16 protein-coding genes are annotated in these 14,554 nt (G+C 71.7%); 4 read left to right on the forward strand and 12 right to left on the reverse strand.

What is annotated here, in order from left to right:
* Positions 1 to 21 precede the first annotated feature (21 nt).
* The 3 genes from ACFW9O_RS02135 to ACFW9O_RS02145 all read right to left on the reverse strand — a co-directional run bounded on the left by ACFW9O_RS02135 (position 22) and on the right by ACFW9O_RS02145 (position 3,597).
* Positions 22 to 723 (reverse strand): transglycosylase SLT domain-containing protein, encoded by a 702-nt coding sequence (locus tag ACFW9O_RS02135; protein ID WP_351167502.1) that lies wholly within the window; start codon positions 721 to 723, stop codon positions 22 to 24.
* 389 nt (positions 724 to 1,112) lie between these two features.
* Positions 1,113 to 2,435: a PhoH family protein gene (locus ACFW9O_RS02140; RefSeq protein ID WP_384604001.1), complete on the reverse strand. Its 1,323-nt coding sequence runs from the start codon at positions 2,433 to 2,435 to the stop codon at positions 1,113 to 1,115.
* 400 nt (positions 2,436 to 2,835) lie between these two features.
* Complete coding sequence (locus tag ACFW9O_RS02145) at positions 2,836 to 3,597, reverse strand: isoprenyl transferase (RefSeq protein ID WP_329207846.1); 762 nt, start codon at positions 3,595 to 3,597, stop codon at positions 2,836 to 2,838.
* A 207-nt stretch (positions 3,598 to 3,804) separates the two neighbouring features.
* Here ACFW9O_RS02145 and mgrA point away from each other — a divergent pair, with 207 nt between their 5' ends.
* The gene (gene mgrA, locus ACFW9O_RS02150; RefSeq protein WP_384604002.1) at positions 3,805 to 4,842 is read left to right on the forward strand and encodes an L-glyceraldehyde 3-phosphate reductase; all 1,038 of its coding nucleotides are present in this window, start codon (positions 3,805 to 3,807) and stop codon (positions 4,840 to 4,842) included.
* Between the two features lie 287 nt (positions 4,843 to 5,129).
* The gene (locus ACFW9O_RS02155) at positions 5,130 to 6,329 is read left to right on the forward strand and encodes a winged helix DNA-binding domain-containing protein (RefSeq protein WP_384604005.1); all 1,200 of its coding nucleotides are present in this window, start codon (positions 5,130 to 5,132) and stop codon (positions 6,327 to 6,329) included.
* A 21-nt stretch (positions 6,330 to 6,350) separates the two neighbouring features.
* Here ACFW9O_RS02155 and ACFW9O_RS02160 read toward each other — a convergent pair whose 3' ends face one another.
* The 3 genes from ACFW9O_RS02160 to ACFW9O_RS02170 form a co-directional block, all read right to left on the reverse strand.
* Positions 6,351 to 6,806 carry a hypothetical protein gene (locus tag ACFW9O_RS02160; protein WP_351167493.1) on the reverse strand — a complete coding sequence of 152 codons (456 nt, stop codon included), beginning with the start codon at positions 6,804 to 6,806 and terminating at the stop codon, positions 6,351 to 6,353.
* A gap of 124 nt (positions 6,807 to 6,930) precedes the next feature.
* Positions 6,931 to 7,728 carry a class I SAM-dependent methyltransferase gene (locus ACFW9O_RS02165; RefSeq protein WP_384604009.1) on the reverse strand — a complete coding sequence of 266 codons (798 nt, stop codon included), beginning with the start codon at positions 7,726 to 7,728 and terminating at the stop codon, positions 6,931 to 6,933.
* 60 nt (positions 7,729 to 7,788) lie between these two features.
* Positions 7,789 to 8,580: a prepilin peptidase gene (locus tag ACFW9O_RS02170; protein WP_384604012.1), complete on the reverse strand. Its 792-nt coding sequence runs from the start codon at positions 8,578 to 8,580 to the stop codon at positions 7,789 to 7,791.
* 105 nt (positions 8,581 to 8,685) lie between these two features.
* Here ACFW9O_RS02170 and ACFW9O_RS02175 point away from each other — a divergent pair, with 105 nt between their 5' ends.
* Together ACFW9O_RS02175 and ACFW9O_RS02180 are read left to right on the forward strand one after the other, a co-directional pair.
* Entirely contained in the window at positions 8,686 to 9,054 is a 369-nt protein-coding gene (locus ACFW9O_RS02175) for a DUF192 domain-containing protein (RefSeq protein WP_384604015.1), read from the forward strand.
* Between the two features lie 133 nt (positions 9,055 to 9,187).
* A complete protein-coding gene (locus ACFW9O_RS02180; RefSeq protein WP_384604017.1) occupies positions 9,188 to 10,279 on the forward strand; it encodes a hypothetical protein in 1,092 nt (363 codons plus the stop codon).
* Positions 10,280 to 10,358: 79 nt separating this feature from the next.
* Here ACFW9O_RS02180 and ACFW9O_RS02185 read toward each other — a convergent pair whose 3' ends face one another.
* The 6 genes from ACFW9O_RS02185 to ACFW9O_RS02210 form a co-directional block, all read right to left on the reverse strand.
* On the reverse strand, positions 10,359 to 11,141 hold the full coding sequence (locus ACFW9O_RS02185) for a hypothetical protein (protein WP_384604020.1): 783 nt from the start codon (positions 11,139 to 11,141) through the stop codon (positions 10,359 to 10,361).
* A gap of 125 nt (positions 11,142 to 11,266) precedes the next feature.
* Complete coding sequence (locus ACFW9O_RS02190) at positions 11,267 to 12,463, reverse strand: hypothetical protein (RefSeq protein WP_384604023.1); 1,197 nt, start codon at positions 12,461 to 12,463, stop codon at positions 11,267 to 11,269.
* A gap of 137 nt (positions 12,464 to 12,600) precedes the next feature.
* On the reverse strand, positions 12,601 to 13,107 hold the full coding sequence (locus ACFW9O_RS02195) for a hypothetical protein (RefSeq protein WP_384604025.1): 507 nt from the start codon (positions 13,105 to 13,107) through the stop codon (positions 12,601 to 12,603).
* A 20-nt stretch (positions 13,108 to 13,127) separates the two neighbouring features.
* Positions 13,128 to 13,526 carry a hypothetical protein gene (locus ACFW9O_RS02200; RefSeq protein ID WP_384604028.1) on the reverse strand — a complete coding sequence of 133 codons (399 nt, stop codon included), beginning with the start codon at positions 13,524 to 13,526 and terminating at the stop codon, positions 13,128 to 13,130.
* Positions 13,527 to 13,662: 136 nt separating this feature from the next.
* Entirely contained in the window at positions 13,663 to 14,151 is a 489-nt protein-coding gene (locus ACFW9O_RS02205; RefSeq protein ID WP_384604031.1) for a hypothetical protein, read from the reverse strand.
* On the reverse strand, positions 14,148 to 14,549 hold the full coding sequence (locus ACFW9O_RS02210) for a hypothetical protein (protein WP_384604034.1): 402 nt from the start codon (positions 14,547 to 14,549) through the stop codon (positions 14,148 to 14,150). The genes ACFW9O_RS02205 and ACFW9O_RS02210 overlap by 4 nt, the downstream gene beginning before the upstream one ends.
* Positions 14,550 to 14,554 lie beyond the last annotated feature (5 nt).

The raw sequence follows: 14,554 nt of genomic DNA on the forward strand, positions 1-14,554 counted from the left end.
CGCGGAACCTCGCGGGGGTTCCTAGTACCAGTGGTTGGCCTGCCAGAACGACCAGGCCGCACACGGGCTGCCGTAGCGGTCGCTGTTCATGTAGCTGAGGCCCCACTTGATCTGGGTGGCCGGGTTGGTCTGCCAGTCGGCGCCCGCGGACGCCATCTTGGAGCCGGGCAGGGCCTGCATGATGCCGTAGGCGCCCGAGGACGGGTTGGTCGCCTTGTAGTTCCAGCCCGACTCTTTCTCCACGATGTTGCTGAAGCACTGGAACTGGTCGGCCGGCATCATCTGGCGGGCCATCGCCTGGACTTCGGCCACGCTGTAGGAGCCCTGCGCGGAGAACGACGAGGCGTCGCGGACGTCGGAGCGGCTCGCGCGGTCGGCTTCCGCCTTCGCCTCGCGCTCCTCCTCCAGCTTGTCCTCGGCCGCCTGCTTCTTCGACTTGGCGTCCTTGGCGGCCTGGATGCGGGCCGTTTCCTCAGCAGACTTCTTCGCCGCCGCGTCGGCAGCGGAGGCCTGTGCGTCGGCCTGCTGCGTCAACGAAGCGGTCTGAACCTGGGCCTGCTGGCCCGCGGGAATGTCTGCGAGCAGCGTGGTGTCGGCTGCGGCAGCCTCGAAGTTGTCATCAGCAGCGGGAGTGCTGCCCGACGCAACGCCGACGACGGCGCCTACGGTGGTAACCGCGGTGGCAGATGCCACGGCGAACCCCCGGACCGAGATCCGGCTCACATGGTGTCCTTCCAGCATCGCCCGCTTAGGTGACCTCGCGGGCGCAATCGTGCCCTTGACGCTGGCCTCCCTACTGCATGGGTCACGGGAGGCACGGGCCCGGTGGGCAACTTCCTTGCGGAAGTGCCGCGTGGTGCTCGCGGGCGGCATACGGACGGCGACTGTTGAGTTGTGTGGTGCGTGGCACCTTCGGAGGTGCCTGAGTGCCGTATGCGGGGCCTGACGGAAGCAAGACTCTGCCGGACGGACACGGGGCGTTGCAATTCTGTGTTGCGTGTTAAAGGTCACACCCCGTTTGGAGCAAGTGTTTTACGGAAATGACGGCGCAACACGAAGCCGCCCGGCTAAGCTCCTTGGCTCGCCGGGCGGCATCTTTGGGACTTCCGGTGTCAGATCCGGCCTTCCTCCAGCATTTCGGTCACCAGTGCGGCGATCTGCGAACGCTCGGATCGGGTGAGCGTGACGTGCGCGAAGAGCGGATGCCCCTTCAGCTTCTCGACCACGGCGACGACTCCGTCGTACCGGCCGACCCTGAGGTTGTCCCGCTGGGCCACGTCATGAGTGAGCACGACGCGGGAATTCGTCCCGATACGGGACAACACGGTCAGCAGGACATTCCGTTCGAGCGACTGCGCCTCGTCCACGATCACGAACGCGTCGTGGAGCGAACGGCCCCGGATGTGGGTGAGCGGCAGGATCTCCAGCATCCCGCGACCCAGCACCTCTTCGATGACCTCGCGCCCGGCGACCGCCGACAGCGTGTCGAAGACGGCCTGCGCCCAGGGGCTCATCTTCTCGGACTCACTGCCGGGGAGATAGCCGAGCTCCTGACCGCCGACCGCGTACAACGGCCGGAAGACCATCACCTTCTGGTGCTGCCTGCGCTCGAGCACGGCTTCCAGGCCCGCGCAGAGAGCCAGCGCCGACTTGCCGGTGCCCGCCCTGCCTCCCATCGAGACGATGCCGACGTCCGGGTCGAGGAGCAGATCGAGCGCGATGCGCTGCTCGGCGCTGCGGCCGTGGATGCCGAAGGCCTCCCGGTCGCCGCGCACGAGGCGCACATTGCCCTCGGCGGTGACCCTGCCCAGGGCCTTGCCGCGCTCGGACTGGAGGACGAGCCCCGTATGTACGGGGAAGTCGGCCGCCTCGGGGACGTACAGCGTCTCCTCCGTGAACAGCAGATCGACCTGTTCGGCGGAGAGCGACAGCTCGGACATCCCTGTCCAGCCGGAGTCGGTGATGGCGAGCTCGGCGCGGTACTCCTCGGCCAGGAGGCCGACCGATGACGCCTTGATCCTGAGCGGCAGGTCCTTGGAGACGACGGTGACGTCGTACCCCTCGGCCTGCAAATTGCGCGCTACCGCGAGAATCCGTGAGTCGTTGTCCCCCAACCGGTAGCCGGCGGGCAGTACACCGGGGTCGGAATGGTTGAGTTCGACGCGGAGCGTCCCGCCCAGATCCCCGAGGGGGATCGGGGCATCCAGCCGGCCGTACCGGACGCGGAAGTCGTCCAGCAGGCGCAGGGCCTGCCGGGCGAAGTAGCCGAGTTCGGGGTGGTGCCGTTTGGCCTCCAGCTCCGTGACCACGACGATCGGCAGCACTACTTCGTGCTCGTCGAAGCGGGACATGGCGTTGGGGTCGGCCAGCAGGACGCTGGTGTCGAGAACATAGGTGCGCCTGTCGGGCATGCGGCGCTTAGTGCTGGTCACCACGGAAGGACGTACCCCCTCGGACGAGGTCGGGGAGTGCGACGGACGTCGCGGAACTTCCCAAAGGGAGAGGACGGACCGGGTTCGGACCCCTTGCGCGGGCCGAACACCGGCCCTCCGCGTCGGCCGCACGATGTGCGGTCCTTCGTGTGCAAAGGGCCTCCCGGGCGAGCGGACTGGGCTCCGCTCACTTGGCTGCGACATCCGCCTGGTTGTGACTGGATATCGACCTGACAGGGGTATTCCCTCGAACACGCGAAGCCATGCGCGTGGGGTGGACCAGGGACGGCCCGGGTTCGGCCGGGAGCCCGTAGCCGCTTTTGTCCTCAATCTCCCCGAACTCCGTCCGGGGGTACGCCGACAGGCCCGATGTGCCGCGTCGGCGCCCGTGGCTCAGGGGGTGTCAGGCGCCGTAGCGGCGGTGGCGGGCCGCGTAGTCGCGCAGGGCGCGGAGGAAGTCGACCTTGCGGAAGGCCGGCCAGAACACCTCGCAGAAGTAGTACTCCGAATGAGCGCTCTGCCAGAGCATGAAGCCGGACAGGCGCTGCTCGCCACTGGTCCGGATCACCAGGTCCGGGTCGGGCTGTCCACGGGTGTAGAGGTGCTCGGAGATGAGGTCCGTGGAGACGACCTCCGCGAGCTCCTCGAAGGTCGTGCCCTTGGCGGAGTGGTCCAGCAGCAGGGACCGCACGGCGTCCGCGATCTCCTGGCGTCCGCCGTAGCCGACCGCGACATTGACGATTATCCCGTCGATACCGGCGGTGGCCTCCTCCGCCTCCTTGAGGACGGTCTGGGTCCGCGCCGGCAGCAGGTCGAGGGTGCCGACGTGGTGGACACGCCACCGCCCGTCGGCCGCCAGGTTGCGCACGGTGTTCTCGATGATGCCGAGCAGCGGGATGAGCTCCGCCTCGGGCCGGTCGAAGTTGTCCGTGGAGAGCAGCCAGAGCGTGACGACCTCGACCTCGGTCTCACTGCACCAGCCGAGCAGCTCGGAGATCTTGTCCGCGCCCGCCTGGTGCCCCTGCACGGCGGAGCCGCCCGAGGCCTTCGCCCAGCGCCGGTTGCCGTCGAGGATGACTCCGATGTGCTTGGGCACCTGCGCGTGATCCAGGCGGCCTTCCACCCGGCGTGCGTAGAGCCCGTACACCAGGTCGCGCAAGTTCACTGAGTTCACCCTCTCGGTTCCGTACGGGCCGACGGCCCGTCCTCCCCGTTGCCGGGGGTCCGGGGCGGTCCCCGGGGGGAATCCCGCACAGTCCGCACATCACACTCTCGCGCCGCGCGTCGGCATTTCCCGAAGCCGCCACATTACTGCGCACGAGTGGTAAGGGCCCAACCCGGTCTGTCACAAGTCCGTGATAAGGAGAGAAACGTGACTGATTCCCTCCCCCATATCGCCGCCGAGTCGCGCTACGACTCCATGGAGTACCGCCGCACGGGCCGCAGCGGCCTCAAGCTCCCCGCCGTCTCACTGGGCCTGTGGCACAACTTCGGCGACGACCGCAGCCTCGGCTCCCAGCGGGCCATCCTCCGCCGCGCCTTCGACCTGGGCGTGACCCACTTCGACCTGGCCAACAACTACGGTCCGCCGCCCGGCTCCGCCGAGCTCAACTTCGGCAAGCTCTTCCGGCAGGACTTCGCCCCGTACCGGGACGAGCTGATCATCTCCACCAAGGCCGGTTACGAGATGCATCCGGGCCCGTACGGGGAGTGGGGGTCCCGCAAGTACCTGCTGTCCTCGCTCGACGCCTCGCTCGCGCGGATGCGGCTCGACTACGTCGACATCTTCTACTCCCACCGCTTCGACCCCGACACACCGCTCGAGGAGACGATGGGGGCGCTCGCCTCCGCCGTACGCCAGGGCAAGGCGCTGTACGCGGGCGTCTCCTCGTACAACGCCGCACAGACCGCCGAGGCGGCCCGGCTGCTCCGGGAGATGGGCGTGCCCGCCCTGATCCACCAGCCGTCCTACTCGATGGTGAACCGCTGGGTGGAGGCCGACGGGCTGCTCGACACGCTGGAGACGGCCGGCATGGGCTGCATCTCCTTCGCGCCGCTCGCCCAGGGGCTGCTCACGGGCAAGTACCTCAAGGGCATCCCGGAGGGGTCGCGCGCCTCGCAGGGCAAGTCCCTGGACCCGGGCCTTCTCTCCGACGAGATGGTGCGCCGCCTGCGCGGGCTGAACGACATCGCCGTGCGCCGCGGCCAGTCCCTCGCCCAGCTGGCGTTGAACTGGGTGCTGCGCGACAGCCGCATGACGTCGGCCCTCATCGGCGCGTCGAGTGTGAAGCAGCTGGAGGAGAACGTGGCCGCGCTCGGCGCACCGGCACTCTCCGCGGACGAGCTGAAGGAGATCGACACCTTCGCGGTGGACACCGCGAGCACCAATATCTGGGCCAACCGGGGCTGAGGAGCCGGTCCGGACACCACACCGGTACCGCTTCTGCACAGGAGCCACAGGGGCCACACAGCCCGGCCACAAAAAAACGGGCCGGTCCGTGGGGGGGGGTTACGGACCGGCCCGAGGGGGGGTTTCCACCATAACCCTTCGTAAGTGATGCTGCGTGCCACGCCACTCCATAATTACTCTCCGAGTTCGCCGGACTCCGCTGCGGGCACGGGTTCCGGCCACCCGAAAGCTCCGCGCACCAGCCGTACAGGACCGGAACTGTCCTGTTGACGTCCTAGGTTCGGTCCATGACGACACGCGCCCGCACCGCGACCGTGACCTGGCCCGAGGCGAATGCCCGGCGGCTGGCCCGGCAGTCCCTGACCGAGGACGCCGGCCGCTCCCCGGGCACCCCTTCCTCCGTGCCCGCGCCCTTCTCCTCGCCCGCGGAGGCCGTCGCCGCCATGCTCGGCGCGCACGCCCAGGTGCTGTCCGCCGCCGAACTCTCGGTCGGCCTGCGTACGGCGGGGTCGACCCGGGCCGATGTGCGCTCGGCGCTGTGGACCGACCGGACCCTCGTCAAGACGTTCGGGCCGCGCGGCACGGTGCACCTGCTGCCCGCCGCCGACCTCCCGCTCTGGACCGGGGCCCTCTCCGCCGTACCGGCCGGCACGAGTCCGTTCCCGAAGGGCGCCAGGATGACGCCGGACCAGGTCGAGGCCGTCGTGGCGGCGGTGTCCGACGCGCTGACCGGGACCGAGCTGACGATCGACGAGCTCTCCGAGGAGGTCGTGGCCCGCACCGGACCCTGGGCCGGGGACCTGGTCATGCCCGGGTTCCAGGACATGTGGCCGCGCTGGCGTCAGGTACTGCACCTGGCCGGTCACCGGGGCGCCCTGTGCTACGCCCCGAACCGGGGCCGCAGGGCCACGTACACCAACCCCGGCCACGTGCCCCTGCCCGGACCCGAGGCGCTGGCCCTGCTCGTGCGGCGCTACCTGTACGCGTACGGTCCCGCCACCCCCGCCCACTTCGCCCGGTGGCTCGCCGCGCCGCGCGGCTGGGCCGGACAGCTCTTCGACACCCTGGCCGGGGACGGCACGATCGAGGAGGTGGCCTTCGAGGACAGCGGGACCGCCTGGGTGGCGGCGGGCGACACCGATTTCCCGGCGGCCCCTGCGCGCGGTGTGCGTCTGCTCCCCTACTTCGACGCGTTCACGATCGCCTCCTTCCCCCGTGAGCGGCTCTTCCCCGGCGCGGCGTACGAGCGCGCGCTCGCGGGCGGGCAGGCGGGCAACTTCCCGGTGCTGCTCGTGGACGGCACGGTCGCAGGTGTCTGGCACCAGCGCCGCTCGGGGAAGCGGATCGCCGTGACGGTGGAGCCGCTGTCCGTCCTCGGCGCCGCACACCTTCGGGCGCTGGAGGAGCAGGTGGAGCGGGTGGGCGCCGTACTGGAGGGCAGGCCCGAGCTGACGGTGGGCAAGGTGACGGTGGGCCCGCACGCGTAGAGGGCCCCGCGTCGCGTCGGCTCAGCTGTGGACGAAGCGGATCGCGACCGTGTCCCCGCCGGTGACCACGAAGTCACCGTTCTCGCACCGGATGACGGCCTCGTGCACCTCGCCGTGCCCGTCCCGGCGCTCCTGCGTTCCGAGGACCGTCCAGGCTCCTCCGTACGGCGGCGGGGGCAGCTGGCTCAGCGGCGCGAACTGCCACTGCCCCGCGGGCACGCACCAGTCGGGAAGTCCGGGCCAGGTGCCCGAAGTGATCCGCAGCGTCCGGTCGGAGGCACAGGTCATGAGGACCGACTGCCCGCCGTCGAGGAGGAATCCGACGGCTTCCGGCTCTCCGGCGCGCCCTTCGGGGCGGTAGAACAGGCCGTGGACCGCGGTGATCCGCGCGCCCGTGAGCCAGTCGGCGTTGCCGTGACGCGGCCGGCCGACGGGTTGGCGGATCTCTTCGCCGGGCGTATCCCTTCCCACCGTCATGACCTGCTCCTTCGTTGTGCGCTCAACCACCAGGGTCGCACTACCCATGGGTAGGACGGAGGAGCGGGTGCTGCCGTTGCGTCCGGCGGCCCGGGAAACCGTCTTCAGCGTATGCCCGTTGGCGCTACCTCGGCTTACGGGCCTCGATCAGGAACCGGGCGCTGTACGCGACGAAGGGCCCCTCGGTCTCGATGAGCCGGTGCAGGGAGCGCAGTTGGGGCAGATAGGCCTCCACGGTGAATCCCGGCACCATCCAGATCACCTTCCGCAGGAAGTAGACGACGGCGCCGATGTCGAAGAACTCGGTGCGCAGCCGCTCCACGCGCAGGTCGACCACGTCGAGCCCCGCGGCCTCGGCGTCGGCCCGCGCCCGCAGGGGGTCACGGCCACCGCGTACCTCGGGGGGCTGCGGACCGAGGAAGTACTCGACGAGCTCGAAGACGCTTGCGGGGCCCACCTGTTGCGAGAAGTACGTGCCACCGGGTGCCAGCACCCGGGCGATCTCGTCCCACCATGTGGTCACCGGGTGCCTGCTGACCACCAGGTCGAAGGCGTGGTCGCCGAAGGGCAGCGGCGGCTCGTCGGCGTCCGCGACGACGACGGCTCCGCGCGGGTGCAGCAGGGCGGTGGCGCGGGCGATGTTCGGGGGCCAGGACTCGGTGGCCACGGTGAGCGGCGGCAGTCGGGGTGCGGAGGCGAGGACCTCCCCGCCTCCGGTCTGGATGTCGAGCGCGGCCCGCGCCCGCCCCAGCCGGTCCGCCATGGCCCGTGCGTACCCCCACGAGGGACGTTCCTCGGTGGCCCTGCCGTCGAGCCAGGAGAAGTCCCAGCCGTCGACGGACACGGCGGCGGCCTCGGCCACCAGGGCGTCGAAACGTGCGTCGGAGTTCTCGGACCCGGCAGTTGGGGACTGTTCACTCATGCGGGGATCGTGTCAGCCGGGTGCGGCGTACGCGACCGAGATTCGGGGGGGCGGGCCGGGTCAGGCTGCCAGTCCGCCGAACAGCAGCCCCAGCAGCGCGCCCGCGATCATGAACGGGCCGAAGGGGATGCCCGTCTTGCGTCCGGCCCGTCGCAGCAGCATCAGGCCGAGGCCGTACAGCGCCCCGAGCAGGAACCCGGCGAAGCCTCCCGCGAACAGCACCGCCCACCCGTACCAGCCGAGCGTGACCCCCAGCGCCAGGGCCAGCTTCACGTCGCCGAAGCCCATGCCGTTCGGGTTGATCAGGAACAGCAGGAAGTAGAAGCCGCCGAGCGCCGCTCCGCCGAGCAGGGCCGAGGTCCAGGAACCGGCGTGCTCGGGCAGCAGGGAAACGGCCCCGAGGAGCAGGGCGGCGGCGCCGGCCAGCGGCAGCGTCAGCCGGTCGGGCAGCCGGTGGACCCGGCGGTCGATGACGGCGAGGAGCACGGTGACGGGGGCCAGTAGCAGCCAGACGGCGAGCTCGGGCCGGGGGCCGGTGGCGGCGGCGAGGGCGACGCACGCGAGGACGGTGACGAGGGGGGCGAGGAGCGCGGGGGCGTAGCGGTGCCGTCCGGCCGGCGGTGCGGTGTGCGGGGCCGCGCCTGCCGGGAGCGCGGGGACGGCCACGGCGCAGGTCGCGCACCGGGTCGAGCCGAGCCAGCCGCGGCCCGGTCCGGTGAGCGCGTGCCCGGCCGGGCACGCGACCCGCCAGGGCTCCTCCGGCTCGACGGAGAACCGGTAGGCGGCGCGCGGGAGGAGCAGTCCGGTGGCGGCGCCCCAGAGGGCGGCGACCGCAATCAGTGTGGCGTCCACGACGCCGACCCTAATCCGGCGGCACGGCAGGGGTCTTGGGCCCTGGGGCCCACCGGTGACCGATCCGGACCCAGATCGGGGCTCCGGCCGCTACGGTCGGTGCCCATGGGGAAATGGCGCAATGGCGACGGAATGCTGACGGTCGGTACGGGTGCGGGGACGCAGGAGGTGCCGCTGAGGATCGCGGCGTCCTACCGGGCGCGGATGCGGGGGCTGCTGGGTGCGGAGGGCGTCGACGGGGCGCTCCTGATCACGCCGTGCGGGAGTGTGCACACCTTCCGGATGCGGTTCACGATCGATGTGGCCTATCTGGACCGGAAGTTCAACGTCCTGGCGGTCCGCACCATGAAGCCGGGCCGCCTCGGCCTGCCCCGGCCGCGCGCCCGCCATGTGGTGGAGTCGGAGGCGGGCGCGATGGAGAAGTGGGGACTGCGGCCGGGCGCGCGGGTCCAGGTGACCGCCGCGAGGCCGTAGTCGGGCGGGGCGTTCCGCGGAAGGGCTCGGAGGCCTTCCGCCGGGCTCCTTGCCGCACCCGCCGTGACGACCTTGCCGGACCTGCGGGCCGCTCCTACCCTGAGCGTCTGGTCGTCGACAGGGGGGAGCGGCCGTGGCCCGAGTACCGTCCGACGCGGAGATACTCGAGGCGGTGGAGGCGTACGCGGGCCGCCGTGGGGTCTCCGCACGCCTGGCCGATCCCGGTGCCGCCGCCGTCACCTGGCAGGTCCTCCTGGACTTCCGCATCGTCCGGTCCGTCGAGGAGCGCGGCGAGCGCCCGATGCGGGAGCCCGGCAGCCGCAAGGAACCGGCCGGCCGGCCGACGTACACCTCCATCGAGTCCTACCGGGTCGCCCCGCCCGACGATCCGGAGCGGCACGACGCCTGGCGGCTGGTGCGCCGGGGCTCGCTCGGTGAGGAGCGGTGCGAGAAGTGCAAGGGCGGAACGAACTCCTGCGGGGCGTGCGGCGGGCGCGGCGTCCGCGACTGCCCCCGGTTCGTCGACTGCCCCGTCTGCCAGGGCGGCCCGGACGCCTGCTGGGAGTGCGAGGGGACAGGGCGCCGACGCGTCGGCAGGCCCGCGCACCCGGGCGCCGCGGCCCCCTCGGCCCACCGGGTCCTCTGCACGCGCTGCCGGACCTCGAAGGTGGCCTGCCCCAAGTGCGGCGGCCGGCGCCAACTGGACTGCACCGACTGCAAGAAGACGGGCTCCGTGCAGTGCGGTACGTGCGAGGGCACCAAGCGCGTCATCCACCAGGAGTGCGAGGGCACCGGCCGTTTCACGGTGTGGACCGAGGGTTACATCAACCAGAGCCCCCGCCGGGAGAAGGAGCGGCGGCTCGGCAGACTGGATCTGAGACGCACGACCGGGAACGCGGGCCGGTGGCAGGAGACCGTGCTCCGCGGCGCGGCCGACGAACTCCCGGACGACCTGGACGAGGCCGACCGGACCCTGATCGACCCGCTCCTGGCCCTGCGGAAGGACGAGGTCGCCCGCCGTGCGACGCTCCGCCGCCTCCCGCTGGCCCATGTCCGCGTCCACGCGGACCCGCACCGCGACTACTACGCGTTTCCGTCCCACACGGGTATCGAGGTCACATCCCGCCCGACGAGGGAACGCGTCCGCAACGTCGCCGCGATCGCCGCCGCCGCACTGGTCCTGGTGGCCCTGTTCGCGGCGCTGGGGATGGCGGTGCTGCGCTGACGCGGCCCTTCGCCCTCCGGGGCTCAGGGGCTCAGGGGCTCAGGGGCTCAGGGGCTCAGGGGCTCAGGGGCTCAGGGGCTCAGGGGAGCTTGGCCGCCTGTGCGGTGACGAGTGCGGCCGGTACCTCGGGTGTCCTGGCCGACGTGAAGTTGGCGGCGTAGAAGGTGACGACCGTGGATCCGGTCCGTACGAGCTGGAAGACCAGCGGCACGCCTTCCCCCTCGATGCTGCCCGTCACCTGGTAGGCGAGCGACTCCTGCCCCGCCTTGGGCGCGGGCAGCGCCTTGACCTCGGTGTACGTGGACGGTCCGTCGTCGCTCGTCGTCCGGAAGCCGCCCGCGCATGCCTTCACCGCGTCGCGGACCGAGCTGAGCAGCTGCTCCGCCTCACCGGGTGCGTGTGAGGTCAGGATCTCGGTGACGACCGTCTGGTCGTCCTGGCCCTCTTCGGAGACGTCCATGGCCGTGCGGAAGACGGTGGCGGCCGGGGCGGGTTCGGGCGATCCGTTGATGATCGAGGCGATCGGCCGGCAGGCCGCGTCCTCGGACCGCTCGGTGCCGCGTTCGTCGCCGCCCGGCATCTTGGCGAAGTCGTAGTCCGGCAGCTCGCCGTTCACCAGGGCCACCTTGGTGAGCTCGGCCTCCGTGAGCGTCTTGCCGTTGCTGGTGGGCCTGGGTCCGGGAGCGGATCCGGTGTCGGTGCCCGGGGCCGGAGAGGCGCTCGTCTTCCCGCTCGCCTGCCCGGTGGCCTTCCCGCTGTCCTTGCGCCCGTCCTTGTCCGCGCTGTCGCCCGGCCCGCACGCGACAGCCGTGAGACACAGGACGGTCGCTGTGGCCGCCATGACAGTCGTCCGTACCTTCATCGTTCAACGCTCCTGACCGACAGTGCACCCGGAGCCTGCACGCTAACAACCGGGCGGCCGCGGGCGCGTGGGCCCGTGGGCCCAATGGCGGGCCGGGAAGCGGGAGGCGGTGGACACCGCCGTGGTCAGGGCGGTCCCGAGCCGAGCAGCGTCCACGCCCCGTAGGCGGCCGAGGCCAGGGCGAGCACGCCGACGGCCGTGGCCGTACGGGCCGTCGTACGCAGCCTCAGCAGCGCGACGGCGGGCGGCAGGAGCAGCGGGAACGCCGGCATCATCAGGCGCGGCCGGGACCCGAAGTACCCGGAGCCGATCAGCGAGATGACGACGACGGCGATCCCGTACACAAGGACGGGAAGCGGCTGCCGCTGCCGTACACACAGGACGACCAGCCATCCCAGCAGTCCGAGCGCCGCGCACAGTCCGAGCGCGGCGGGCAGCGGCAGGCCGACGATGAAGGAGGCCAGCGCCCGGCCTCCGTCGATGCTGTTGCCCCAGGCCGCCTGGACCTCGAAGTACGCGAACGGGCTGTCCTCCCGCGCGGCGACGAACACCACGTACGCGAGCCAGCCCAGCGGTGCGAGGCAGACGCCCGCCAGCATGCGCGCGTTCCTTCGCAGGAGGCCCTCCCGGCCACCCGGCGCCCGGTACTCCCGCACGAGGACGGCCAGGGCCGTGACCCCCAGCGCGGCCACGAGCGCGGCCGCCGTGGGCCGGGTCAGCCCCGCCAGGACGCACAGTCCGCCCGCCAGGATCCAGCGGTCCCTGAGCACGGCGTACAGCGCCCAGGCGGCGAGCGCGGTGAAGAGCGTCTCGGTGTACGCCATCGACTGCACGAACGCGGTGGGATACGCGCCCCACAGCGCAGCGAGCACCACCCCGGTCCGCCGCCCGTTCAGTCGCGCCCCGACGGCGAAGATCCCCCAGGCGGCCAGCAGCCCCGCGGCCCAGGCGACCGTGATCCCCGCTCCCCGGACGGTGAGCGGGGTCACCTCCGCGATGGCGCGTTCCAGTGCCGGCAGGAGCGGGAAGAAGGCCAGGTCGGAGTGGATGCTGCCGTCGGGAAGGGTGACGGTGTAGCGGTAACCGTGCTCGGCGATCCGCTGGTACCAGACGGAGTCCCAGCGACCGCCGAGCAGCTTCAGCGCGTCCTTGCCCGCATGGGAGGCGGCGCCCCAGAAGACGACGAGCCCGATGACCCGTACGCCCGCGTAGGCCCCGAGGGCGGGGGCTGCGGCCTTGAACGCCGCCGCGGCGCGGCGGCGGACGGCGTGCCGGTACGGAGGCGGCACCGGCGGCCGGTCGCTGGTCAGGTTGTCGTGCATGCGGCCGATTATGGGCAGGGCGCCCGCCCTCTTCCCAATCGCCGGCGCCGCCGCTGCCTCCGGGCCCGCGTCACCGGACGGGAATGCTCCTCAGCGGTCCCGGGGCAGCCCGGCCCTGGACCGGGACGTCGCAGGGCTCATCGGTCACACGCACGGCGGCCGGCTGCGGACTCCGCCGCGTGCCTGCGGATCCTCTTCGTCCTGCCGTGCTCGGCAAGCACGTCCAGGACGTGACCGTCCCCGTCCGTTCCCGCCTGCGCCGCACGGAGCTGCAGCCAGTCCGACCATGCCTCGACATCGTCGGCGCCGAACGAGCGCTCACCCCGGGCCAGGGAGTCGAGCACCGCCAGTTCGTTCGAGCGCCGCTCGGCGTAGCCACGGACTTCGGGACGCAGCGCGTCGACCCAGCGCCGACGCTCGTCGGCGGGGACCTTCTCGAGCATCATCACCACGGCCGAGGACGCGAGCGGCAGGTCGGTCTCGGCCCTCACCGCCGCCAGCAGGAGCTCCGCCGCCTCGGGCTGCCCTGCGGCACTGCGGTAGAGATCCCAGCGGGCGTGACCGTCCGTCCACCGGTCTCCGTCGACCGGTCCGGGGCGGTCGGCCGCCCCGGCTGCGCCGACCATCCGGTTCAGCGCGCTCACGTGTGTCGGCAGACGGTCCACTACAGCTCGGCCCCGCCCCGGGTGCCGAGGCCCCGGCCGACCAGCGGGGCGACGGTGCGGATCAGCTTCAGCTGGGTCGAGCGCAGGACACGTACCGTGGTGTCGTCGGGCCAGCCGGTCGTGGTCGACCACTCGTAGCCCGAGCCGACCACATCACTGGCGAAGGCGAGCTCCGTCGCGAGCAGGGCCCGCGCCCAGTCCATCGGTTCCAGGGCCTCCCTCTCGGCGAGGGCTCTTCGTATCCACAGGCCCCGGCGGTTCAGGTCCTCCGTACCGTCGAAGCCCATGGCCACGGCGAACTCCTCCGTGCAGCGTGCGGGGCCGCTCCACTCGATCAGGCCCTGCTGGAGGAGCCGGGACTCCTCGTCGGTCAGGGTCAGTTGCTCAGCAGTGGGCATCTCCGTCGTCACCTTCCGGTTGCGGCCCGCCCCGGCGCCGTGGGGGTGCGCCGGGACGGGCGTCGATCATCTGCCGCGACGACGCTATTTTCTGGACGGGCGCCCGTCTTGGGCCCACGGACCCAACTCGGCCCGCTCAGCCGGACGGGCCGTCCTCCGTGATCGGTTCGACCCGCGCCCCGGGCAGCTGGTCGATCCGTTCCTCGACGGCGTCCACGGTGAGAGGAGGCCACTCCTCGTCGCCCCCGGCCTCCTCCAGCACCCGAGCCCGGGTACGCGATCCGTCCGGCGCGACGGCCCAGTAGGCCGACGGGCGGACCCCTTGCGCCGGATGGAGCACGACGGTGCCCAGGCGGGCCGCCAGACGCGACGCGGCCTCGGGCTCGGCCGGCGGCACGGACACCGCATCCGGTGCCACGTACACGTCCCAGTACAGCGCCAGGTCACCGGTGAGGCCCCGGCAACCGCACAGAACCCGAGCATCCCATGCGCGCTCCGCCGTCGCGGCCTCCTCGTCGGCGACGTCCACATCCGCAGCCGCCACCCCGACCACGTCGGCCAGTGCTGCCGCCATGGCGTCGGGCGTGGGCCGGTGGACGGTCAGGAAGGTGTACCGGGCGGTCAATCGCCCTCCAGGTGGAGTTCCGTGGAGGGGTCGTCCCGGCAGATCCTGGCGAGGCGGCCGACCTCGTCCAGGGCCGCGCGCTGCGGTGCCCCGGTGGTACCTCGGCGGGTTCCGTCGATCTCGGTGAGCAGCTGCTCCATCTCGGCGGCGGTCAGAACCAGCGTTCCGTAGAGGTCGACCCTGGACAGCATCGGCAGGGCGCTCCCGTCGCAGAGCCGGGCGAAGGTGTCCGCGTCGTCCACGAACACGTCGACCTGGGTCAGCCGGCGCCGTCTGGGACTTGTGCCGGGCTGGTCCACCCGCTTCAGCACTGCGTCGACACCCATGGTCGCCGGCCTCGTCTCTCTCGTCTCGCTGCTGTTGTGCTGCTGCTGTCGCTGCTGCCAGGACACCGTCACGACGC

This window comes from Streptomyces sp. NPDC059499 (assembly GCF_042749285.1).
GTDB lineage: Bacteria > Actinomycetota > Actinomycetes > Streptomycetales > Streptomycetaceae > Streptomyces.